We start from the raw sequence: 22,067 nt of genomic DNA on the forward strand, positions 1-22,067 counted from the left end.
GGACGGGGGTGCGGCTTGTCTTGGGGCCCGTATGTCGGTGGGGAGGCCGGCGTACGGGGTTGATCGGGGGTTGGGATGTGTTGCCCGGCGTCGCGGGGTTCGGCCTGTGCCCACCCGTTCCGCCCTGGGGGTACCTCCCAGGCCCTTAAGGCACTGGGGGAGGAACGCATGCCCACAGGCTCAGCGGCGTCGGCTTCAGCCGCTCGGCTTCAGCTGGTTGATGATGCGTGTGGCTGCTTGTGTTACCGCGTCGCGGCCTGCGGCCCACACCGTGACCACGTCGGAGCCGGGGAGTGCCGTGGGGAGTCGGGCGCTCACCGCCTCCAGGTAGGCGCGGCGGAGTTCGGCGTTGACGTTGACCTTGGCGACGCCCCGGGCGAGCGCGCCGTGCAGCTGCTCTTCGGGGAGGCCGCTCGCGCCGTGCAGTACCAGGGGTACGGGTACGGCGGTGCGGATCTCGGCGAGGCGGTCCAGGTCGAGACGGACCGGGCGGGTGGTGAAACCGTGGACGTTGCCGACCGCGATGGCCAGCGCGTCCACGCCGGTCTCGGCGACGAACTCGGCTGCCTGCACCGGGTCCGTCATCGCCACGGCGGAGGCGTCCGCGTCCGTCGACACGTCCTCGTCGCCCGCGAGCGCGCCCAACTCGGCCTCGACCCAGGCCCCGTGGTCGCGGGCGCGACGTACCGCCTCCCTGGTCAGGGCGATGTTCTCGGCGAAGGGAAGGTGGGAGCCGTCGACCATGACGGAGGTGTAGCCCGCCTTCAGACAGGCCGTGATCTCGTCCAGGTCCCGGCTGTGGTCGAGGTGCACGCCGAGCCGTGCGGTCGAGCGGTGCGCCGCGTCCAGCGCGAGCCGCATCAGGGTCTCCTGGCCCGCGTGCTTGAAGGGGCTGGACCCGGCCTGGATGATCACCGGCTGGTCCGTCGCGGCCTCGGCCGCGGCGACGATGCCCTGCACGGTCTCCAGGTTGTACGCGACGAATCCGGGCAGCGCGTGACCGGCGGCGTACGCCTCGGTCAGCGCCTTCAGTCCGTCGTTTCCGTCGAGCAGCATCAGGCGGCACTCCTCAGCAGGTCGAGCGCGTCGGCGAGGGCGTCGTCGTCGCCCACGTTGCCGGCGAAGACGATGTACGGGATGCCGGCGGCCGGGCCGTCGGCGGGCTGCCACAGCGAGACGATGCCGGGCAGAAGCGTGCCGCGGGCCCAGGCGCGGCGGATCTCCAGGCCGTGCGTCGCGGTGTCGCTGGAGGTGATGCCGCCCTTGGCGATGACGAACGCGGGACGCCGGGCCGCGTTGACCAGGCGTACGGCCTCGACGAGCGCGGCCGAGACGCTCCGGGAGATCGCCAGGCTGGTGTCCGCGTCGGCGCCGGTGACCACCGCACGCGTGGTGCGGATGACGGCCTCGGATGTCTCCAGGGCGGTGGCGGCGGCGGCCGCGATCTCGCGGATGTGGTTGTCGCGGCGCGCGTCGTCGAGGAGCTGGGCGACGTCGAGTTCGTACTCGGCCAGGTTCCCGTGGCCGCTCTGCCGCTCCCGCAGGCGGTCCAACTGCCGGGTGGTGAGCGAGACATGGGAGCCGACGACGATCAGTCCGTGGGGGGCGTCCCCGCGCAGCGGGCGAAGCTGGGCGGAGGTGAGCGGCGGCCGTCCTGACTGCCCCGCCCGCGCCCGTACGAATGAAGGGCCCACGCGGTACAGCAGCTTGGCGCCCTTGTCCTCGGCCTCGGCGAGCGCCAGCGCGAGCACGCGGAGGTCGTCGTCGCACACGGCGTCCACGACGGCCGTCGCGCCGTCGCGCAAGGTGCCGAGCAGCGCGGCGACATGGGCCGGACCGGAGGTCCGCAGGTCGTCGAGGGTGATGCGCAGCACCTCGCCCGCCGTCACGCGGCCCGCCGTCTTCTCCTCGACCCAGTCGGGGAGGGCGGAGGCGCGGTAGCCGAAGGTGGCGTCCCGCGCGAACTCGCTCTCGCCGACGGGGAGAAGACCCTCCGCCGTGCGCATCCAGTGCATGGAGCCGACGGTGAGCCGGCCCGCCTCGATGTACGCGGGGACGACCACCACGCCATCGGGCGCACCGGCTCCGACGGCCGTCAGCTCCTCGGCGAGTACGTCGGTCTCGAGCGGGAAATGGCCGCGCAGCGTCGAGTCGCCGCGGGAGGCGATGACGTACGGGACGCCTTCGGCGGCGGACGCCTCGTGCAGGGCGCGAACGACCTGGCGGTTGCGCTCGGCGGCGTCGGCGGGGGAGAGGCTGCGGGTGTTGGTCAGGACGAAGAAGGCGCTGCTGTCCTGGCGGAGCGCCCAGCGGAGGTCGTCGACGGTCCAGGCGGTGAGGACGGGGACGTCGGCGACGGTCTGGGTGCCGGTGGGGTCGTCGTCGAGGACGACGAGGCGGGGTCCGCCGGTGATCCGGGCGGCGACCTCGTCGGCCGGTATCTCGCGTACGGGCGGCAGCCCGGCGAGCACGTCGGGCTCGGGGAGGGCATGGCGGGGTAGGGACATGGCGGTTCCTGGGGTTTTCAGCCCGTCCGGTGTTCTCAGCCCGTCTGGGGGCATCTCCCAGCGTTAGCTGGGGGCGCTTGAGGACGAGCCCGTCAGGGCGATCGGGTGGGGGGTGGAGCCCCCAGTTCGGGAAGGGGCGGGGACGCCTCCCTGGCGGCGCAGGGAGGCGTCAGGCGCGGTCGGCCGCGGCCTTGATGACGTGTGTGCGGAGGTCGTCCGCCGTCTGGTTCATATGGGCGTCCATCGCCCGGCGCGCCTGCTCCGGGTCGCCGGACTCCAGCGCGGCGAGCACCGCTTCGTGGTGCGCGATCGCGTTGACGCGGATCTGTGGGACGGCGGAGGTCTCGCGGCGCCCCTCGACGAGCATCGGCCCGAACGGCTCGAAGAGCAGCGGCACGAACAAATTGCCGGTCGCGCGCATCACCGTGTCGTGGAAGTCGATGTCGGCCTGGACGAACTGCTCGGTGTCGCCCGCGTCGGCCGCCTCCCGCATCGCGGCGAGGTGCTCGCGCAACTCGGCGAGGTCGTGCTCGCTGCGACGCACCGCGGCAAGCTCCGTCGCGCCGTTCTCGATGAGACGGCGCGCCTCGATGAGCCGCTCGGAGAGGGAGGCGTGCGATGACCGGGACGCGGCGCGGACGACGGCCTCCAGTGCGGTCCACCGGTCGGGCGGGTTGACGTACGTCCCGCGGCCGCGGACCACGCGTACGACGTTCTGTGCGCGTAGCTGCTTGACCGCCTCGCGTACGGTCAGACGGCTCACGGACGACTGGTCGGCGAGCTCGCCCTCCGGGGGGAGGGCGGAATCCGGCGGGTACGTGCCGTCGATGATCGCGCTGAGCAGCTGCTCGGCGAGGTCGTCGGAGAGCGACATCGTTGGGCCTCCGCGGGTCAGGAAGGTGGCTCAAATGACGGGATCGAGACCAAGGGCTTGATATCTGACGTCAGACATCTGATGTCTCGATGCGGGTAACCATGACACCGGGCTGGGGGCGCGTCAATACCCTTGCCGTGTTGCTGTTCGGTTTCGGCAGCGAATCACCGGGTGTGCGTGCCGCGTGTGAGGAGGGCGACACTCCGCCCCCTGTCGTCAGCCGTCAGCCCGCCGTGTTCACCATCGAGGCGGCCGCGTACGTGAGGTAGTTCCACAGCGTGCGCTCGTGTTCCTCGGAGAGACCCAGCTCCTCGACGGCGACGCGCATGTGCTTCAGCCACGCGTCGTGCGCCGCGCGGTCCACGGCGAAGGGGGCATGGCGCATACGCAGCCGCGGATGGCCGCGGCGCTCGCCGTACGTCGTCGGCCCGCCCCAGTACTGCATCAGGAACAGGGTGAGGCGCTCCTCGGCCGGGCCCAGGTCCTCCTCCGGGTACATGGGGCGCAGGAGCGGGTCATCGGCGACACCCTCGTAGAAGCGGTGCACCAGACGCCGGAAGGTCTCCTCGCCGCCGACCTGCTCGTAGAAGGACTGCTCCTGAAGCGTGCCGCGCGGAATCTCGGTCACGTCGGTTGGCCTCGCAATGGGTCTCTGGTCGGCCCCCGGCCCGGTCGGCAGGGGGTCCGGGGCTCTCCCCCGGGATTGCAGCACGCATCCCATGGTCTCAGACAGCCCGGCGGAGGACCGAGGGCTTAGGACCCTGCACCACGCACTTGCGGACGCGCCCATCGGTGAGCACGGCCTCGCCTCGGCGGCCGTACCGCAGCACAGTGGGGTGTATGGCCATGCGCCCGCCGACGAACGAGGATCCCGCTGCCGTGGAGGCCGCGGCGGCCGCGGCACGGGCCGTCCTCGTGCGCGAGATCGAGGCGAGTGGGGCCTGGGACGACGACCCGGTCTGGCGGCGGGCGTTCGCGGAGGTCCCGCGGCATCTGTTCGTGCCGTACTACTTCGTCGGCGCCCCGGAAACCGCGCGCGGCTACGAGCGGCTGTGGGGCGAGGACCCCGATCCGAAGCGCCGCGCCCGTTGGCTGCGCGGCGCCTACGAGGACGGGCCGCTGGCCACTCGGGTACGCGACGGTCAGCTCGTGTCGTCCAGCAGCCAGCCGTCGCTCATGGCGAAGATGCTGGTCGAGCTGGGGGTGCGCGACGGCGACTCGGTCCTGGAGATCGGCGCCGGCACCGGCTACAACGCGGCGCTGCTCGCCCACCGGCTCGGCGACGATCACGTCACCACGATCGATCTCGATCCGGAGATCACGGAGTCCGCGCGCAGACATCTCGCGGCCGCCGGCTACCACCCGGTGGTCGTCACCGGCGACGGGGCGCGCGGCTGCCCGGAGCGAGCCCCCTTCGACCGGATCATCGCCACCTGCACCGTGGCCTCCGTGCCGCGCCCGTGGATCGCCCAGTGCCGTCCGGGCGCCCGCATCCTCGCGCCGCTCGCGACGGGGCTGGTCGTGCTCGACGTGCAGGAGACGGGGCATGCCGAGGGGCGCTTCCTGCACACACCCGCGTACTTCGTGCCGCTGCGGGGTTCCGGCCAGGAGGAGCAGGACGCGCGGCAGCCGAGCGGGCTGCCGCGCAGGGCCCTGCACAACGAGATGTTCCGGTTCCTGCTGGCCCTCTCCGCGGGCAGCCTCGATCCGATGGAGGCGCTCGCCCTGTGGCAGCGGGAGCGGCCGGGGCGCGAACGGTTCGGGATCACGGTCAGCGGCGACCAGGAGTGGGCCTGGCTGGACGACCCCGAAGGCCCGTACGCCTGGCCCCTCCCGGTCTGAAGCCGACCGCGGGCGCACGGGCCTCCGCCGCCCGCCCGTACCGGCTAACCCCGCCTGATGGTGATCGTCGTCCACGCGCCCACGTGCACCCGGTCGCCGTCCTGCAGCGGCACGGGGACGAAGGGCTGGATGGGCTCCTCGGCGCCGTTGACCGTGGTGCCGTTGGTGGAGTTCTGGTCGACGATCGCCCAGGAGCCGTCGGGCTGCTGGACCAGCACCGCGTGCTGGTGCGAGACCCCCGGGTCCTCCGGCGGCACCGACAGGTCGATGTCCGGGGTGTCGCCGGTGGAGTGGCGGCGGCGGCCGATCGTGATCTGGTTGCCGACGAGCTGGCGCTGCTGCTCCGGCGAGTACGCGGGCAGGTTCAGCCCGGAGGCCTCGGGTCCCGAGCGCTGCATCATCGCCATGAAGTACTCGCGGTCGGGGCCGATGGTCGCGGTCCAGGTCGCCGGAGGCGCGTAGCCGTCCGGCGGCTGGGTCTGCCCAGGCTGGAAAGACGGCGCGCCGGGGCCGCCCGCGGCCGACGGCGGGGAGAGCAGCCAGTCGTCGTCACCGCCGCCACCGAAAGACGGACCGCCAGGTCCGCCGGGTCCGGCCGGAGCCGGTCCCTGCGGCTGCCCCGTCTCCTGCGGGAACCCGGGCGGGGGCGGCGGAACGGGCCGCTGGAAGGCCTGCGGGGCACCGGCACCGGCCGCGCCCGGGCCTCCGGGCACACCGGGGCCGCCCGAAGTACCGGGACCGCCCGGAACCCCGGGTCCGCCCGGAACGCCAGGTCCGCCCTGACCCCCGGGTCCGCCGGGGCCACCGAGGCCGGGCGGCGGCGGGACCGGCGCCGACGGGTCGCCGCCGAACGGCGGAATCGGTTCAGCAGGGCGGTTCATCTGTGAGGGCCGCGAGCTCTGGTACTCGTACGGATCAGGGCCGGGACCCGGCTGCTGCCGGAACTGCAGCGCCGGGTTGGGGCCGCCGGGGCCCGCACCCACGCCCGGACCAGGGCCGGGACCGGGGGCCGGCGGCCGCGGGGCGGCGGGGGTGTACGAGGTCGCCGTGTTCGTCAGGAAGTTCCAGCGGCACTCCTCGCAGAACGGCGCCCCGCCCTCGCGCGGGGTGCGGCACTGCGGGCAGAGCTCCGCGTCGGGTGCGGCGGCCCCAGGCGGTCCGCCCTGCTGGGCGCCGGGAGCCGGCGGCGGGAAGCCGTACCCGGGTGCCGGGGGCGGCGGCGGGGGCGGAGGCACGGCACCGGCCATGCGGTGACCGCAGACCTCGCACCAGTCGTCGGAACCCGACTGGTGTCCGTTCGGGCAGGTCGGCATGTCGGCGCGTCCCCCTCTCCTTCACCGGCCCGAAGGCCGCTCTCTCCGGCCGAGCGGCCGGTTTGCCGGTTTGTCGCGTCTTCCGCTGCGGCAGTTCCTACGACTTCTTCACGCGAACCGTCTTCGTCGACCGAGTCTCGAGGGTCATCTCGTCGGCCTCCTCGACCTTCGCTTTCAGTCGCACAGTACCTGTCGCGGCATCGACCACGTCCACCACCTTCGCAAGGAGTTTCGCAGTATCCGCATTTCCGGAGGCGCTGGCGAGCTGAACGGCGCGACCCAGTTTGGCCGTTGCTCCATCGATATCGCCTGCTTTGCGCGCGTCCAGCCCCTGTTGGATGACTTGCGCCAGTTCTGCCTGGCCGGTGTAGTGCGCGACCTGCGGGTTGATAGACGTCGACGCCGCCATGTCATCGGTCCACACGGCCCGTACGAGCCCCTGGGACAGCGCTTGCACAGAGCCGTCGTCCTGAGGAATCACCAGCGAGACGCGGGCCGCGAGCATCTCCTGCCCGATACCGGCCGCTGGCACCTCGACACAGACGTGGTAGTCGCGGGACTCGTCGCCCCAGGAACCAGTCGGATAGTCCCCGGCACGCGGGCCCGCCTCCGTGCGGCGGTCGGTCAACTCCTCGACCGTGGGCGCCACCTGCTTCACGAACTTGATCCCCGCACCCATGGGCGTCCACAGACGCAGCGCGACGTCGGCGACCTCCTTGCCCATCGCCGTCTCCATCATCCGCGTGAAGTCCTCGGCCAGGCCTGCCGGGTCGGCAACGATGTCGGCCGTGCCGAGCAGGGCGGAGGCGATCCCGGTGACCTCCTTCACCTCCCAGTCCGTGCCGACACCGCGGGCGTCACAGGTGAAGCGGCCCGCGCAGGAGTCCAGTGCGGCCTTCAGGTCCTCCGGTGACTCGTGTTCGTTGCGGCCGTCGGTCAGCAGGATGCCGTGCCGGATGGCCACATCCGCGGAGGACAGCAGGCGGTCGGCGAGACGCAGCCAGGTGCCGATCGCCGTACCGCCGCCCGCTGACAGCCTGCGCAGCGCCTGCTTGGCCTGGTCACGGGTCGCCGCATCGGCCACGGCCAGCCGGCCGCCGCCCGGATAGACCTCCTTGGCCACGTGCGTGCCGCCGATCACGGCGAAGTGCACACCGTCGCGCAGAGTGTCGATGGCGGCCGCCGTGGCGTCGCGGGCGTTGCGCATCTTCGTCGGCGGATAGTCCATCGAACCCGAGCAGTCGACCATGATCGCCACCGCGGCGTTCGGAGCCTGACCCGCCGAGTACAGGTGCGGGGCGGTCACCGCGGAGCCGATCGTGCCGCCTCCGGTCGAGGTCACCGTGACGATCGCGTTCACCTCACGGGCGCCCTCGGGCAGGTACTCGTTCTGGTAGACCTCGACCGAGAACTGCGGCACGTTGGACTTCGAGAAGTTGGCCATGGAGTCTGCTCCCCCCTGAGGCTTTCCCACGGCACGTGGGCGAAAAATACGTACTGAAGTGAATCGCCGAGCCCTGTCTCAGGCCGATCCTGCCCCTTGCGGCGGAATCGGGAACGGCAGGACAGCCACCGTTACGTTGTCGTGGCCCCCACCGTCCAGCGCATGGCCGACCAGCACCTGGGCGCTGTGCAGCGGGCGTTCGGCAGCGTCGGCGGGGATCGCCTCGGCCATCTCCTCCGCCGCTTCCGCGTAGTTCCACAGTCCGTCCGTGCACACCACCACTACACCCGGCCGGTCCGGCTTGAAGGAAGCCGTGTGCGGCTCGAGTTCGTACGCGTCGGCGCCGAGCCAGCCCGTGATGGCGTGGGCGCGCTCGTCCGCGTAGGCCTCCGCCTCGCTCATCAGACCCGCGGCGACCATCTGCGCGGCCCATGAGTCGTCCTCGGTGAGCCGCGCCGCGGGGGCCGTACGGTCGACCGGCACCCAGTACGCGCGGCTGTCGCCGACCCAGCCGACGACCAGCAGGCCACCCGCGACGATGGCGCTGACCAGCGTGCACGCGGGCGCGTTCTGCTGGTGCGGGGCGTGCTCCTGCGGGGAGGTCCGCTCCTCGGCCAGTGAGTTGACCGCGTCGGAGGCCGCGATGATCGCGTCGTGCATGGCCTGCTGCGGATGCGTACCGCGCGGCAGGCTCTCAAGGAGTGACTCGTTGGCGACCCGGGACGCGGCGAGTGACGCCTCGTCGGGGCGGGTCGCCGACGACACCCCGTCGCAGACGACAGCGACGACGGCGGGCGAGCCGTCAGGCAGAGCGGTCGAGGAGACGGCGAACGCGTCCTCGTTGCGGTGGTGGCGCAGGCCGCGGTCGCTGACCGCGGCCACCGCGCCCAGCTCCTGCTCCATGTGATCGCGCTCGCGCGGCTGGGCGTGCCCGCAGTGCTCGCAGTAGCCGTCCTGGTCGACACGGCCCGTACGGCAGGCGACGCACAGCTTCGCATCGGGCTCGGGCGGTGGCAGTTCGCCGGGTGCGACGGTCCGCGGGTCGGTCGGGGCGTTGTCGGGGGTGTCCTCGGCGGGGTCCGGAGCGGCCAGGGTGTAGTCGCCGTCGGCGGACGCGCCGGCAGGTCCGGGCCGTGCGGACGGGCCGGGCGGACCGGATGGTGCCGACGGTGCGTCGAAGCGGACGTCGCGGGAGGGCGCCGGACTGCCCGAGTCGATGCCGCGCAGATCGGTCGGCAGATGTACCGGCACGGGGGTGTCGGAACTGTCCACCTCGGGGGCGATCGGCCAGTCGACAGAGGAGGCCGCGGCCGGGGACGGCGCCGATTGAGCCTGGGACGGCGCCGGTTGGGCCGCGGGCGGCGCCGGCTGGGTCGCGGGCGGTGCCGGAGCCGCGCCGTTCATGGTGATCGTGGGGTGGTCCTCCGGCGCCGGCAGCGCCGACAGGTCGTACCCGCACGCACCGCAGAACCGGTCACCCGACTCCAGCGGCTCCTCGCAGCTGGGGCACGTCGCCCCGGCAGCCAGCTGGTGCATCTGCGGCGTCACTCACTTCACCTCACCATTGCGTACGGGGCGCGTGCTGCTCGTGCTGCGGTCCGGGAGACGGGGGTGCGTCCCCCGGTACGGCCGCGCATCACACCCACGTCCGAGGGCGGAACCGGTTGGCCCGCTCCACCAGTTGGATCCTCTCCTCGCCACCCTGGGCGAGGCGGGCCAGAGTCCGGTACGAACGCTCGAGACCGAACCGCAGTCCGCGCTCGTCCAGTTCACTGCCGAGCAGTGCCGTCCGGCCGCCGTTCACCCGGTGTCCCGAACCCTGGCTACCGGAGAGTACCCAGTCCAGGGCCGTGCCCAGCACCTCGGCCGACAGCTGCTCGCGGCGTACCGCATCCAGACCGAAGGCGCCCAGCGCCTCGACCTGGCCCGCGGCCGCCGTCAGATCGTCGAGGAGCGGGTCGGCCGACGGGCGCTGCCGCAGCCGCGCCCGTACCGCCGCCACCCGCGCCGCCGTGTAGTGGATGGACGACTCCGGCACGGACTCCAGCGTGTGCACGGCGCTGCGCCGATCTCCCGCCGCGAGCTGCACACGCGCCAGGCCGAACGCGGCGCTCACATAGCTGGGGTCGGTCGTCCATACGAGGCGGTAGTACTCGGCGGCGTTGTCGAGCTGTCCGAGTACCTCCGCGCACAGGCCGAGCGCGAGCTTGGGTGCGGGCTCGCCGGGGAACGCGTCGTAGACCGCGTCGAACGACAGCGCAGAGACCTCGTGGTCCGCGGTCGCCAGCGCGGTGATGCCGCGGTACCAGACGACGCGCCAGTCGTCGGGGTGGTCGCTCTCGAGTTCCTCGAGGACGCGGGTGGCGGATCCGTGCTCGCCCATCTCCAGGAGGGCCCGCAGCTCACGCAGCCGCAGCTCGGGGGAGCCGGTCGGCGCCGCGCGCAGCGCCGTGATCAGCTCCGCGGGCGCTGAGGCCATCAGACCGGCCAGGAACCCGGCGTTGGGGTCGTTCGGGTCGACACGGGGGACGGGCAGGGCGAGAGCGGTGGCGGCGCTCTGGACGGACTTGACGATCCCGGCGTTCGTGGCTCCGCCGGGCAGTGTTCCGGCGGCTCCGCCGCCGACGGCATTGGCGGCTCCGCCGCCCCAGGCATTGGCGGCTCCGCCGCCCAATGCGTTAGCGGCTCCGCCGCCGGGCATCGCGGCGCCTCCGGCCCCGGAGGGAAGTGGCACGCCCGAGGAAGGAGCCGTACCGGCCTTCCGCCCCCACCGCCTCCCCGGCACCACCCGCGCCCCGAGCCGCGACGCATCCCCGTCCGGCTCGCCGAACAACTCCGTGTCCGTCACCTTCACTTCCGGGCCGAACAGCGTGGAGAGCGCCGGCCGCGGGCGGCCCGTCTGGAGGGCGACGACCTCGCGCAGCACGCCGGTGAGCTGCTCCGACATCTCCTGCGCGGAGGCGAACCGGCGGGCCGGGTCGGGGTCGGTGGCGCGCACGAGGAGCCGGTAGAACGACTCGTACTTGCGGAAGACCTCGATGTTGTCGGGGTCCGGCAGCGAGTCCGCGAAGACGTTCGTGTAGCCCTGGAAGTCGAAGGTCAGGACCGCGAGGGTCCGGGCGACCGTGTACAGGTCGGAGGCGACCGACGGGCCGACCTCCGCCACCTCCGGCGCCTGGTAGCCCACGGTGCCGTAGATCGCCGACTCGTCGTCGTCCATTCTGCGGACCGCGCCCATGTCGATGAGCTTGAGCTGGTCCTCGGTCTGGATGGCGTTGTCGACCTTGAAGTCGCAGTACAGCAGGTTCCGGCTGTGCAGATGGCCGAGCGCCTCCAGCGCCTCGATGCCGTACGCGCAGGCCTGCTCGACGGGCAGTGGATCGCGTCGTCCGTCCGGTGTCCGGCGGTCGTTGGCGATCTCCTTGAGGGACTTGCCGCCGACGTACTCCATGACGATGTAGCCGTCCATGGAGCCGGTGCGCTGGTCGAGGTGCTCGACGAAGTTGTAGATGCGGACGATGTTGGCGTGCTCGATCTCGGCGAGGAAGCGGCGCTCGGAGATCGCGGCCTCCATGGCGTCCTGGTCGCCGGTGTCCAGCAGGCCCTTGAGGACGACCCAGCGGTCGGACACCGCGCGGTCCACGGCGAGATAGATCCAGCCGAGCCCGCCGTGCGCCAGGCAGCCCACGACCTCGTACTGGCCGTGCACGATGTCGCCCGCGCGCAGCTTCGGCACGAACGAGTATGGATGGCCGCACTTGGTGCAGAAGCCCTCCGTACGGCCGGGCCTGTCCCCGCGTGCACGTCCCACCGGCGCACCGCAGTCGGAGCGCGAGCAGAACCGCTTGCGCTCCGGCACCTCGGGGTTGTCGAGCACCATCGCGCGCGGGTCCGGGCGCGGCACCTCCGGCACCTGGACCAGGCCCGCACCGAGGCGGCCCCGCCCCGAGGAGCCCGCCGCGGAGCCCGAACTGCGCACCGACACGGAGCGCGACGTCGAGCGGCCCGACAGGGACCTCGACAGCCGCCCCGACACCGACCTGCGCGACGACGACGAGCGGGCCGACGTACGGGCGCTGCCCGAACCGCCGCGCACGCTGCTGCTGCCGGAGCCCTGGGAGCCGCGTGATCCCCGCGATCCCCTGCCGCCGCCCGTGATGCCGGTCGGCGGCGAGCTCACCATGCCGTTCGGCGAGACGACCGGCGCCAGACCGCACGTGTCGCAGTACAGCTCGCCGCCGCCCATGTCCTCGTACGAGCCCGGGCAACCGGGCCGCTGGCACTGCTGCTGCTCACTCACACCGCATCACCTCTGTCGCTGCCCGAGGGCCCCCTCCGGTCCACGGGTCCGCCCTGGCCGGGCACCCGCGGAGCCAACACCTCGGCGGCCGCATGCTGGTAGCGCAGCACCGCCGCTTCCGCCGCACGCAGATCGCAGGGCGCGCTCCACAGCATGCGGCGCGCCGTGTCGTACCGCTCGACCAGCAGCGGGTCCTCCGCCATGCCCAGCCGGGCGACCTTCGCCTTGTACGCGTCGAGGCGGCCGCGCAGCTCCGCGCGGACCGCCAGCGGCGCCGTGACCGCCGTCAACGACTCGCGGGCACGCAGCAGTTCGTCCTCGGCCTTCTGCTCCAGCGACTCGAGGAGCGGCGACAGCCGGTTCCACTGGCCGTGCCTGCGGTAGTCGGCGGCCCTGGCCAGCTGCTCCTGCAGCACGGTCGGCGGCCCGGACACGGCGGGCACCTCGGACGCGGCGATCTTGGCGAGCACCTCGCCGCGTGCGGCACGCGCCTCGGCGAGCGTGCGGTCCGCGCGCGAGAGCACGTCGCGCAGCTTCACCAGCCGGGCCTCCGCGTCCTGGCGGACGGTGAGCACCGCGTCGATCTCGCGGCGCACGTCCTCCAGGGCCCGCGCCTCCCGGTCGTACCGCCCGGTGTCGGGCCGGCCGCCGCCCGGCGCCGAACTGCCCCCCGGGGCCGGCTGCCAGAACGCCAGCGGATCGGACACGACCTGCTCGCGCAGCTGGACGAGGGCGCCGGTGATCCGCTCCAGGTCGTCGCCCGCAGGATGCTCGCCCGGACGTACGCCCACGGAGTGCGCGAGTTGGCGCGTGCGCTGCAGCTCCGCCGAGAGCAGGTCGATACGGGCGGGCAGCGCGGACCACACGGCGTCCGCCGCGACGACCATGTCGAGCGACTGCGCATACAGCTCGTTCATCCGCTCCACGAGCTCCTGGAGCGTGTACCGCTCGCTGAGTCTCGCCGGGCCGGTGATCGACGGCGCGGGGCCGCCCCCGGCCGCCGCGCCGCCGGACACGGTGACGCTCTCGCCGCGCAGCAGCTCGGTCAGCTCGACCAGGTCCTCGCGGCTGAGCCAGCGCCGGCGTGCCCGCAGCTCACGCGCGCTGCGCAGGGCCGCCGTGTAGGCGTCGAAGTACGACCACAGGACGGTGATCGCCCGCTCGGTGTCCGTCCAGCGGGACTGGGTGATGCCGGTCAGCCGGGCGCCCTCGAGGAGCCTGCGGCCCGCGTGGTCCTGCAGGGCGAGGAGCGAGGTCTCGATGGCCTCGTGCTCCGCTCCGAGCCGCGCCAGCGCACGGTCGACCTCGTCCCGGTCCATCACCGGCCCGGGAGGCCCCGCGACGCCCATCGATCACCTCTCTGCTTCCGTCGTCATCGCCCCCGCGTTCGAGGGTGGTCAACTCTTCAGTCGTATCAGGCCGATTGTCCTCGTGGTTCAGTCGCTGTACTCCGGGGCGGGAGGCTGCGCGTTGGCGGCCATGCCCGGGACGTCGGCCAGCCACTCCTTGTACGAGGCATCCCAGCCGCTCCTGCGGTAGTCCACGAGCACCTGGTTGACGCGCCGGACCAGGTCCTCCGCCTTCTTGTTCATCGCCACGCCGTAGTACTCCTCGGTGAACGGGGCGCCGGTGAGCTTGACCGTCGGGTCCTGCGCGGCCTGGCTTGCGGCCAGGGCGCCGTCGGTCACGACTGCGTCGACCTCACCGAGCTGGAGCCTTACCAGGCAATCGAGTTGGTTCGGCACGGTGGTGATATCGGCACCGAAGCTCTTCTCCTCAAGCGCCAACTCCGCGGTGGAGCTCTTTGCCGCACAGACCTTCTTGCCCTTGAGTGTTTTGTCGTAGCCCGTGATGTCGGAGTTCTTGGGGGCGAGCACCTGCTGGCCCGTTTTGAAATAGGCCGTGGAGAAGGCCACTTCATCGAGGCGCTCGCAGGTGATCGTCATGGTGCGGACCACCATGTCGACGTCGCCGTTCTTGATCGCCGGGATGCGCTGGTTGGTCGGGATGGCGCGGAACCGGACGTCGGCGTCGGGGCCGAGTATCTCCTTGGCGATCGCGTGCACCAGGTCGATGTCGAAGCCCTCCAGGTTGCTGTTCGACTTGTTCGGGTCGCGGTACCCCCAGCGGTAGCTGTTCTGGTCGACGCCGACGGTCAGATAGCCGCGCTTCTTGATGTCCTCGACGTAGGTGCCGTCCTTGGTCGACGGCCGCAGGCTGGCCTCGGGGTTGCAGTCTTCGGCCTTCACCTGGGTGCCCTCGGCCACGCCCTGGCCGCCCAGGCCGGTGCTGCCGTCCCCACGCGCCTGGGACAGCGGCAGCAGCAGCGCGATGACGGCCGTCAGGGCGCAGGCCACCGCCATCCCGGTCACGCCGCCCCAGCCCCGCAGGCTGCTCCGCAGACGTCGCCCCAGCATCCTGGCGCCCCCTTTCACCGGTACTCCGAAAGCCTGCGTCCGATGCCGAGCACGGCCGCCGCCGCGCCCAGTACGGCGAGCACCGCGGCGCCCACGGGAAGCCCGGTCATGGCATCCCGACCGCCCTCGGCCGCCGCTTTGAACTCCTGCTGCTCGTGATCGAGCGCCGCCTTCAGCGCGCCGTCGACAAGGTCGAAGGACTCGTCCGTCGGGTCCTGGGCCTTGGTCCCGATCACTTTCTCCAGCGCGCCCTCGTAGTTGCCGGAGTCGTCCCTCTGGCGAGCCTCCCCGTGGCGGCTCTTCCAGTCCTTCACGTTCTTGATCGCCTCGGCCACGGGCCCCTTGCCCGCCGCGTCGTCGGCGAGCGAGGCCGCCGTACCCAGCAGACCCGTGCTGCCGTCGGCGCCGCCGAGCGCCTTCATCTGCTCCTGGTAGTCGACGTCGAACTTGTCCTTGGTGACTTTGCCTTCCGTGACGGTCTCCGCGCCCCTGCTGACCAGCGTCAGATTCTCGTTGCCCCGCGCCTTGAGGGAGGCGATGCGGGCGTCGTTCAGCACGTTCAGGGAGCGGACGCCGTGGTCGTACGAATCGTCGAGTCCGGACCTGGCCACCGTGTGTCCGACGACGAGCCAGAGCAGGACCACCGTGGAGGCGGCCGTAGCCGCGAGGAGGCCGTGGTTGAACAGCCGGTTCGTACGGTGGTAGTTGCGCCGCTGCGCCCAGACCAGCGCGGCGAGCGCGAGTACGCCGACGCCTATCGCCGCCCACGGGTAGGGCGTCGCGTCGTCGTAGTCGGCGCGCAGACGCTCGTTCTCCTCTTTGTAGAGCTGCTCAGCGGCGTCCAGCATCGTCTGCATCTTGGCGTTGGCGTACCGCAGATAGGCGCCGCCCAGCGGAAGTCCCTGGCGGTTGTTGGCGCGAGCCCGCTCGATGAGGCCCGTGTACTCCGGGAGAAGCTTGTTCAGCTTGGCGACGGCGGCCGCCGATGCCGGGTCGGACCCGGAGTTCGCTGCCGCCGTGGCCAGTTTCTCGGAGGCGGTGCTGATGTCGTCCTCGTACCGCTTGGTCACATCGGCGGGTTCCTGACCACCCGCCAGAAAGCCACTGGACGCCGCCGTGTTGGCGTCGGCCAGGGACCGGTAGATGACGGCCGCGTCCGTGCTCAGGGGCTGGCTGCGGTTCAGCACGTCGTCGGCCGCGGCCGAGCGCTCCGACATCTCCCAGGTGGTGACCGCGCCGAACGCCACGACCAGCAGGGCCAGTACGGCACCGATGATCCGCAGCCGACCGGGCTCGGTCGTCGCCGCCGCACGCAGCCGGTCGACGCCCTCCGCCCATGCGGTGCGCCGGGCGGGCACGGCGCTGAGCGGTCCGGACGGGCCGGCCGGCGCCGGTGAGGCGCCCGGCTGCGGCGGAACGGCCGGCATGGTGGGCAGGGCCGGGCCTGGCGGCGCCACGCCTCCGTTCGGCGGGTATGTCACTTGACCTCCCCCATGGTCATTCGTCGGTCACTGCCGCCCTGCGCTGAGCCACGCGGGAAGGAGTGCACGGCGGCAAGTATTGCCGCCGGGACTGACATCCGCACAGGCATTGACTGGATCTTGTTCGGATTGCAGCGCAGCGAAGCCTCCCCGCATCGCCCCCTCTCCGTTGAAACACGTGAGCGAAGCCTCTTCGGTTCCCGCCCGGGCCCTCCCGGTCCCCGTGGCTTGTCACGCTTGCGCGTGCATCACCCTACGGAGGAGGTGCGAGCGATTTGCGTTCCCTTTTCGGGCGGGGAACCCCGGATCCCAGGTGGAGGCGCACTCCGGCGGACGCTCAGCCCCCGTCCTCGAAATGCGCCCGCACGCGCGCGTGCACGTCCTCCGGTGCGCCCACATGGTCGAGGCCCAGCAGCGCCGCGCCGAGCACGGGCCGTGCGGTGACGACCTGGGGCACCGCTTTCGGCGCCCGTTCGGCCAGCAGCTCGCGGATGCGGCCGTCGAGCTGGGGATGTTGGGCGGCCAGGACGCTGCCGCCCAGCAGTACCGGTGTCCGCTCGCCCAGCAGGTCGAGCCGTTCGATAGCGACCGTCGACCAGGTCACGACCTCGTCCGCGAGCCGGTCGACGATCGAGCGTGCCACCGGGTCGCCGTCCGCCGCGGTGGCGAACAGCACGGGGGTGAGCTCGTGGGTGCGCGGTACGGCGATGTGCTGCAGGTGCAGCGCCTCGATCAGCGCGTACATCGAGTCGAGCCCGAAGTGGCCGGGCAGGGTGCGGGCCAGTGCGGTCGGGCCGCCGCGTCCGTCCTCGGCCCGTGCCGCGTGCCACAGCGCTTCCTCGGCGAGCCCCCAACCGCCGCCCCAGTCCCCGGAGATCCGGCCGATCGCGGGGAAGCGCGCGACGCGCCCGTCGGGCCGCATGCCGACGCAGTTGATGCCCGCGCCGCAGACGACCGCGACCCCGAGCGGCTCGGCGACGCCGGCCCGCAGGACCGCGAAGGTGTCGTTGCGCACCTGGACGCTCGCGCCCCAGCCGCGTCGTCCCAGTGCGGCCGCCAACTGCTCCTCCTCCACCGGAAGATCGGCGTTGGCCAGGCAGGCCGAGACATGCCCGGCCCGGTCGGTCCCGGCCTGCGCGAACGCCCGGCCGACCGCATCGGCGAGGACGTCCACGGCCCGTTCGAGGCCGACCTTCGGCGGCTGGAAACCGCCGCCGCGGGCCGCTCCGACGACCCGCCCGTCGGCCGTGACCACCACGACGTCGGTCTTGCTGTTTCCCGCGTCGATGGCGAGAACGGACCCGGCGGTCCCGACGCCGGACTCCGGTGCGGTCATGCCCACGCGAGGTGCTCCCGATTGTGCGCGATCAGCCGGTCGGTGAGGCCCTCGGCGTACTCGTACTGGCCGACCAGGGGGTTGGCGAGCAGGGCCTTGAACACACGGTCGCGTCCGCCGTGGAGCGCGGCCTGCAGCGCCAGGTCCTCGTACGCCGTCACGTTCGCGACCAGACCGGCGTAGAGCGGGTCGGGCCGGGGGACCGCCAGCGGCGTGGCGCCCTTGGGCCCGACGGCGGCCTGCACCTCGATCACCGCGTCGTCCGGGAGGAACGGCAGCGTCCCGTTGTTGTACGTGTTCACCACCTGGTAAGGGCTGCCTCCCCCGCCGAGCAGCGACGCGGCGAGGTCGACGGCTGCCTCCGAGTAGAAGGCGCCCCCGCGCTTGGCCAGCAGTTCGGGCTTCTCGTCGAGCGCCGGGTCGCCGTACATCTCCAGCAGCTGCTTCTCCATGGCGGCCACTTCGGCGGCCCGCGACGGCTTCGTACGGAGCTCTCGTACGACCTCGTCGTGCGCGTAGAAGTAGCGCAGGTAGTACGAGGGGACGACGCCGAGGCGGTCGATGATCTGCCGGGGCAGGCGGAGGTCCGCCGCGATGGCTTCGCCGTGTTCGGCGAGCAGACCCGGCAGCACGTTCTCGCCCTCGGGGCCGCCGAGACGCACACCGGTTTCCCAGGTGAGGTGGTTGAGGCCCACATGGTCCAGATGCACATCGCTGGGCGCGACGCCCAGCAGGGCCGCGAACTTCCGCTGGAAGCCGATCGCCACGTTGCACAGGCCGATCGCCTTGTGACCGGCCTGCAGCAGTGCCCGCGTCACGATTCCGACCGGGTTGGTGAAGTCGATGATCCAGGCGCCCGGGTTGGTGCGGCGTACCCGCTCGGCGATGTCCAGGACCACGGGAACCGTGCGCAGTGCCTTGGCGAGGCCGCCCGCGCCCGTCGTCTCCTGCCCGACGCAGCCGCACTCCAGCGGCCACGTCTCGTCCTGCTCACGGGCGGCCTGCCCGCCGACGCGCAGCTGGAGCAGCACCGCGTCGGCGCCGTCGACTCCCGCGTCCAGGTCGGACGTGGTGACGATGGCCCCGTCGTGCCCCTGCTTGGCGAAGATCCGGCCGGCCAGCCCGCCGACCAGCTCGAGGCGGTCGGCGGCCGGGTCGACGAGCACGAGCTCCTCGATGGGCAGGGTGTCCCGCAGCCGGGCGAAACCGTCGATCAGTTCCGGTGTGTACGTCGATCCGCCGCCGACTACTGCCAGCTTCACCCTTTGACTCCTGTCAGTGTCACGCCTTCGATGAACGCCTTTTGCGCGAAGAAGAAGACGGCGATGACCGGTGCCATGACGAGCAGCGTCGCGGCCATCGTGAGATTCCAGTTGGTGTGGTGGTTGTCCTTGAACGACTCGAGGCCGTAACTGAGCGTCCAAGCAGCCGGGTTGTCGCTGGCGTAGATCTGCGGGCCGAAGTAGTCGTTCCAGCAGTAGAAGAACTGGAAGAGCGCGACGGCCGCGAGGCCCGGTTTGGCCAGCGGCACCACGACGCGCAGCAGGGTGCGCAGTTCGCCGCAGCCGTCGACCTTGGCCGCGTCGAGGTACTCGTCGGGGATGGTCAGCAGGAACTGCCGCAGCAGGAAGATGCTGAAGGCGTCGCCGAACGCCATCGGGATGATCAGCGGCCACAGCGTGCCGGTCAGATGCATCTGCTTGGCCCAGAACAGATACATCGGCACGATGACGACCTGCGGGGGCAGCATCATCGCGGAGATGACCAGCATCATCGCGATACGGCGGCCCCGGAAGCGGAACTTGGCCAGGGCGTAGGCCACCGGGAGGCTGGACACCACGGTGAGGAGCGTGCCCAGGCCCGCGTACATCAGTGTGTTGCGCCACCAGGTGAGAAAGCCAGGAGCGCTCCAGACCTGCGCGTAGTTGTCCCAGTTCCAGGACCTCGGCCACAGGGCGCTGGTCAGTGCCTGCCGGTCGTCCATCACCGAGGTGAGAAGGATGAAGACGAACGGCATCACGAAGAACAGCGCGGCGGCGATGCCGAGGGAGTGCACGGCGATCCAGTGCAGCAGCGCCTTGCGGCGGGCGGTACGGGCCGCGGATCCGCGGCCGGCCGCGTCGGCCGGGCCGCGCGCGGTGGACACGGAGGGGGGTGCGGTGACGGTGTTGGTCATGGGGGATCAGTCCTCCACCGTGATCAGGCCGCCGCGGCGGCGCATCAGCAGCGCGGTGAACGCCATGGACAGGGCGAAGAGGACGAGCGCGACGACACAGGCGGAACCGGTGTCGAAGCGCTGGAAGCCCAGGTTGTAGACGAGCTGGGGGAGGGTCAGCGTCGACTTGCCCGGATAGCCGGGCTCGTAGATCTGGCCGGCGCCGGCGCCGATGACGCCGCTGGCCGTCTTACCGGCGATGAGCGGCTGCGTGTAGTACTGCATGGTCTGGATGACCCCGGTGACCACGGCGAACATCACGATGGGGGAGATGTTCGGCAGCGTGACGTAGCGGAACCGCTTCCAGGGCCCGGCGCCGTCGAGTTCGGCGGCCTCGTACTGCTCCTTGGGCACGTCCAGGAGTGCCGCCATGAAGATGACCATGAGGTCGCCGATGCCCCACAGAGCGAGCAGGGTCAGCGCCGGCTTGGACCAGGACGGGTCGTTGAACCAGCCGGGCTGCGGCAGACCGAGGTCGCCGAGCACCTGGTTGACCGGTCCCGTACCGGGGTTGAGCAGAAAGGCGAAGGCCAGGGTCGCCGCCACGGGCGGGGCGAGGTAGGGGAGGTAGAAGGCCGTACGGAACAGACCAGCACCCGTCTTGATCTTGGTGATGAGCAGTCCGATGCCCAGGCCGAAGGCCACCCGGCACGCCACCATGACCACCACGAGCCACAGGGTGTTGCGCATCGCGGCCCAGAAGAAGGGGTACTGCGTGAAGACATACGTCCAGTTGGTGAGGCCGTTCCAGGTGGGCGGCCGGAAGCCGTCGTACTTCATCAGCGAGAAGTAGACGGTGGAGAGCAGCGGATAGATGAAGAAGACGCTGAAGCCGATGAGCCACGGGGAGAGGAACGCCAGCGTACGCAGCCCCTCCCGGCGGCGCTTCGAGCGAAGCGCCGCCGAGTGGCCGTGAAGGATCGTCATGGCCTGCTTGCCTACTTCGCCTGGGCGATGTCGGTGTCGATCTGCTCGGCCGTCTTCTTCAGCCCGGAGTCCAGGTCCTTCGCCTTGCCCGACTCGTAGTCGTAGGCGAAGTTCTGCAGGGTGTCCTGGTAGGCGCTGCCGTTGACCGCGGCCGGAGTGGTGTTGCTGTTGGGGTTCTGGGCGATCTTCACGAAGGCCTTCATCGTCGCGTCGTTCTTGAGCTTCGGGGACTCCAGCGCCGCGAAGGTCGAGGGGACGTTGTTGATGGCGTTGGCGAAGGAGACGACCGCGTCGGTGTCGGTGGTCATGTACTTCACCAGCTCCCAGGCAGCGTTCTGCTTGCTGCTGGTGCTGGCGAGCCCGATGACCGTGCCGGTCAGGAAGCCCTTGCCATAGGTGTCGGCCTGGTCGTCCGGCACGGGGAAGGGCGCGACTCCCCAGTCGAAGTCCACGCCCGCGTCCTTCATCATGCCGCCGCGCCACTCGCCGTCGATGTTCATGGCGATCTGCCCGGTCTGGAGCGGGTTCTGGGCCGACCACTCGTCACCGAAGGTGGAGCGGTACTTCTCAAGCTTCTTGAAGCCGCCGAGCGCCTTCACCATGTCCGACTGCCAGGTCAGCAGCTCCTTGAAGGCCGGGTCCTTGGCGACGTTCGACTTGCCGGCGGCGTCGAAGTACGTGGGGCCCCACTGCGCCGCCAGGTGCGGCACGGTGACCTCGTAGCCGTGGAAGTTCGGCATCCAGCCGAGCTGCGAGTAGCTGTCGCCCTTGGTCTTGGTCAGCTTGATCGCGTCGGCCTTGAACTCGGACAGGGTCTTGGGCGGGGACTTGATGCCGGCCTTCTCGAACGCCGTCTTGTTGTAGTAGAGGCCGTACGCGTCGCCGAGCAGGGGCAGTGCGCAGCGCGTCCCCTCGAACTGGGTGTAGTCCAGCATGGGCTTGGGGAACGTCTTCGCGGTGTCGATCTTCGACTTCTTCAGGAAGGGATCGAGGTCGGCGAAGACTCCGGACGAACAGAACTTGCCGACGTTGCTGGTCTCGGGCGATGCCACCACATCGGGGGCGTTGGCTCCGCCGGCGCGCAGCGCCTGGTTCACCTTGTCGGCGTCGACGTTGCCGACGACCTTGACCTTGATGTTGGGGTGCGCCTTCTCGAAGGCCGCGACGTTCGCCTCGATCGCCTTGACCTCGTTGGGGGCGCTCCAGGGGTGCCAGAAGGTGATGGTGGTCGGCTTGCTGGCGTCGTCGGTCGCGCCGGACGTGCTCGAACCGGTACACGCGGTGGCGGTCAGGGCCAGCGCGGTGAGCGCGCCGGCGAGGCAGGCACGGGTGATTCTGGGCATGGCGGAACTCCTTGGGAGAGTGGCCGGAACGGGGAGGGGAGGTGCTCCGCGCGTGCGGGGCGCAGGGG

At 71.4% G+C, this 22,067-nt stretch carries 17 protein-coding genes; 1 reads left to right on the forward strand and 16 read right to left on the reverse strand.

The window, feature by feature from the left end; all coding sequences use genetic code 11:
- Positions 1-195: 195 nt before the first annotated feature.
- The 4 genes from ABT009_RS02035 to ABT009_RS02050 all read right to left on the reverse strand — a co-directional run bounded on the left by ABT009_RS02035 (position 196) and on the right by ABT009_RS02050 (position 4,009).
- Complete coding sequence (locus tag ABT009_RS02035) at positions 196-1,056, reverse strand: class II fructose-bisphosphate aldolase (protein ID WP_351288458.1); 861 nt, start codon at positions 1,054-1,056, stop codon at positions 196-198.
- Positions 1,056-2,507, reverse strand: a complete 1,452-nt coding sequence (locus ABT009_RS02040; RefSeq protein ID WP_351288460.1) for a four-carbon acid sugar kinase family protein — start codon at positions 2,505-2,507, stop codon at positions 1,056-1,058. The genes ABT009_RS02035 and ABT009_RS02040 overlap by 1 nt, the downstream gene beginning before the upstream one ends.
- A gap of 169 nt (positions 2,508-2,676) precedes the next feature.
- Positions 2,677-3,381: a FadR/GntR family transcriptional regulator gene (locus tag ABT009_RS02045; RefSeq protein WP_351288462.1), complete on the reverse strand. Its 705-nt coding sequence runs from the start codon at positions 3,379-3,381 to the stop codon at positions 2,677-2,679.
- Between the two features lie 223 nt (positions 3,382-3,604).
- Positions 3,605-4,009, reverse strand: coding sequence for a globin (locus ABT009_RS02050; protein ID WP_351288464.1), 405 nt, complete (start codon positions 4,007-4,009; stop codon positions 3,605-3,607).
- 212 nt (positions 4,010-4,221) lie between these two features.
- Here ABT009_RS02050 and ABT009_RS02055 point away from each other — a divergent pair, with 212 nt between their 5' ends.
- Complete coding sequence (locus ABT009_RS02055) at positions 4,222-5,223, forward strand: methyltransferase domain-containing protein (RefSeq protein WP_351288465.1); 1,002 nt, start codon at positions 4,222-4,224, stop codon at positions 5,221-5,223.
- A 44-nt stretch (positions 5,224-5,267) separates the two neighbouring features.
- Here the strand turns inward: ABT009_RS02055 and ABT009_RS02060 are convergent, their stop codons facing one another.
- From ABT009_RS02060 to ABT009_RS02115, 12 genes are all read right to left on the reverse strand, one after another.
- Positions 5,268-6,536 carry an FHA domain-containing protein gene (locus ABT009_RS02060; RefSeq protein ID WP_351288467.1) on the reverse strand — a complete coding sequence of 423 codons (1,269 nt, stop codon included), beginning with the start codon at positions 6,534-6,536 and terminating at the stop codon, positions 5,268-5,270.
- 97 nt (positions 6,537-6,633) lie between these two features.
- Positions 6,634-7,980, reverse strand: a complete 1,347-nt coding sequence (locus ABT009_RS02065) for a vWA domain-containing protein (protein WP_351288469.1) — start codon at positions 7,978-7,980, stop codon at positions 6,634-6,636.
- Positions 7,981-8,058: 78 nt separating this feature from the next.
- Complete coding sequence (locus ABT009_RS02070; protein WP_502989802.1) at positions 8,059-9,516, reverse strand: PP2C family protein-serine/threonine phosphatase; 1,458 nt, start codon at positions 9,514-9,516, stop codon at positions 8,059-8,061.
- Positions 9,517-9,616: 100 nt separating this feature from the next.
- A complete protein-coding gene (locus ABT009_RS02075; protein ID WP_502989803.1) occupies positions 9,617-12,226 on the reverse strand; it encodes a serine/threonine-protein kinase in 2,610 nt (869 codons plus the stop codon).
- 50 nt (positions 12,227-12,276) lie between these two features.
- On the reverse strand, positions 12,277-13,629 hold the full coding sequence (locus ABT009_RS02080; protein WP_351288475.1) for a coiled-coil domain-containing protein: 1,353 nt from the start codon (positions 13,627-13,629) through the stop codon (positions 12,277-12,279).
- Between the two features lie 87 nt (positions 13,630-13,716).
- Positions 13,717-14,697: a glutamate ABC transporter substrate-binding protein gene (locus tag ABT009_RS02085; RefSeq protein ID WP_351288477.1), complete on the reverse strand. Its 981-nt coding sequence runs from the start codon at positions 14,695-14,697 to the stop codon at positions 13,717-13,719.
- 14 nt (positions 14,698-14,711) lie between these two features.
- Positions 14,712-16,178 carry a GlnX family signal transduction membrane protein gene (locus ABT009_RS02090; RefSeq protein WP_351288479.1) on the reverse strand — a complete coding sequence of 489 codons (1,467 nt, stop codon included), beginning with the start codon at positions 16,176-16,178 and terminating at the stop codon, positions 14,712-14,714.
- Between the two features lie 337 nt (positions 16,179-16,515).
- Positions 16,516-17,514, reverse strand: coding sequence for an N-acetylglucosamine kinase (locus ABT009_RS02095; RefSeq protein ID WP_351288481.1), 999 nt, complete (start codon positions 17,512-17,514; stop codon positions 16,516-16,518).
- Complete coding sequence (locus ABT009_RS02100) at positions 17,511-18,776, reverse strand: 6-phospho-beta-glucosidase (protein ID WP_351288483.1); 1,266 nt, start codon at positions 18,774-18,776, stop codon at positions 17,511-17,513. Before ABT009_RS02100 ends, ABT009_RS02095 begins: the two co-directional genes overlap by 4 nt.
- Positions 18,773-19,690, reverse strand: a complete 918-nt coding sequence (locus tag ABT009_RS02105) for a carbohydrate ABC transporter permease (RefSeq protein WP_351288485.1) — start codon at positions 19,688-19,690, stop codon at positions 18,773-18,775. The genes ABT009_RS02100 and ABT009_RS02105 overlap by 4 nt, the downstream gene beginning before the upstream one ends.
- Positions 19,691-19,696: 6 nt before the next feature.
- Complete coding sequence (locus ABT009_RS02110) at positions 19,697-20,656, reverse strand: carbohydrate ABC transporter permease (protein ID WP_351288487.1); 960 nt, start codon at positions 20,654-20,656, stop codon at positions 19,697-19,699.
- 11 nt (positions 20,657-20,667) lie between these two features.
- The gene (locus ABT009_RS02115; protein ID WP_351288489.1) at positions 20,668-21,999 is read right to left on the reverse strand and encodes an ABC transporter substrate-binding protein; all 1,332 of its coding nucleotides are present in this window, start codon (positions 21,997-21,999) and stop codon (positions 20,668-20,670) included.
- Between the last annotated feature and the right edge of the window lie 68 nt (positions 22,000-22,067).

Origin of the sequence: Streptomyces sp. NPDC002896 (genome assembly GCF_040295225.1) — a bacterium.
Taxonomy (GTDB): Bacteria; Actinomycetota; Actinomycetes; order Streptomycetales; family Streptomycetaceae; genus Streptomyces.

Bases quoted from the DNA above. Each gene is read 5' to 3' on its own strand.
- ABT009_RS02035 (WP_351288458.1), bottom strand. From the start codon at position 1,056: ATGCTGCTCGACGGAAACGACGGACTGAAGGCGCTGACCGAGGCGTAC.
- ABT009_RS02105 (WP_351288485.1), bottom strand. From the start codon at position 19,690: ATGACCAACACCGTCACCGCACCCCCCTCCGTGTCCACCGCGCGCGGC.
- ABT009_RS02060 (WP_351288467.1), bottom strand. From the start codon at position 6,536: ATGCCGACCTGCCCGAACGGACACCAGTCGGGTTCCGACGACTGGTGC.
- ABT009_RS02080 (WP_351288475.1), bottom strand. From the start codon at position 13,629: ATGGGCGTCGCGGGGCCTCCCGGGCCGGTGATGGACCGGGACGAGGTC.
- ABT009_RS02115 (WP_351288489.1), bottom strand. From the start codon at position 21,999: ATGCCCAGAATCACCCGTGCCTGCCTCGCCGGCGCGCTCACCGCGCTG.
- ABT009_RS02065 (WP_351288469.1), bottom strand. From the start codon at position 7,980: ATGGCCAACTTCTCGAAGTCCAACGTGCCGCAGTTCTCGGTCGAGGTC.
- ABT009_RS02055 (WP_351288465.1), top strand. From the start codon at position 4,222: ATGGCCATGCGCCCGCCGACGAACGAGGATCCCGCTGCCGTGGAGGCC.
- ABT009_RS02070 (WP_502989802.1), bottom strand. From the start codon at position 9,516: ATGCACCAGCTGGCTGCCGGGGCGACGTGCCCCAGCTGCGAGGAGCCG.
- ABT009_RS02085 (WP_351288477.1), bottom strand. From the start codon at position 14,697: ATGCTGGGGCGACGTCTGCGGAGCAGCCTGCGGGGCTGGGGCGGCGTG.
- ABT009_RS02110 (WP_351288487.1), bottom strand. From the start codon at position 20,656: ATGACGATCCTTCACGGCCACTCGGCGGCGCTTCGCTCGAAGCGCCGC.
- ABT009_RS02045 (WP_351288462.1), bottom strand. From the start codon at position 3,381: ATGTCGCTCTCCGACGACCTCGCCGAGCAGCTGCTCAGCGCGATCATC.
- ABT009_RS02095 (WP_351288481.1), bottom strand. From the start codon at position 17,514: ATGACCGCACCGGAGTCCGGCGTCGGGACCGCCGGGTCCGTTCTCGCC.
- ABT009_RS02075 (WP_502989803.1), bottom strand. From the start codon at position 12,226: ATGGGCGGCGGCGAGCTGTACTGCGACACGTGCGGTCTGGCGCCGGTC.
- ABT009_RS02040 (WP_351288460.1), bottom strand. From the start codon at position 2,507: ATGTCCCTACCCCGCCATGCCCTCCCCGAGCCCGACGTGCTCGCCGGG.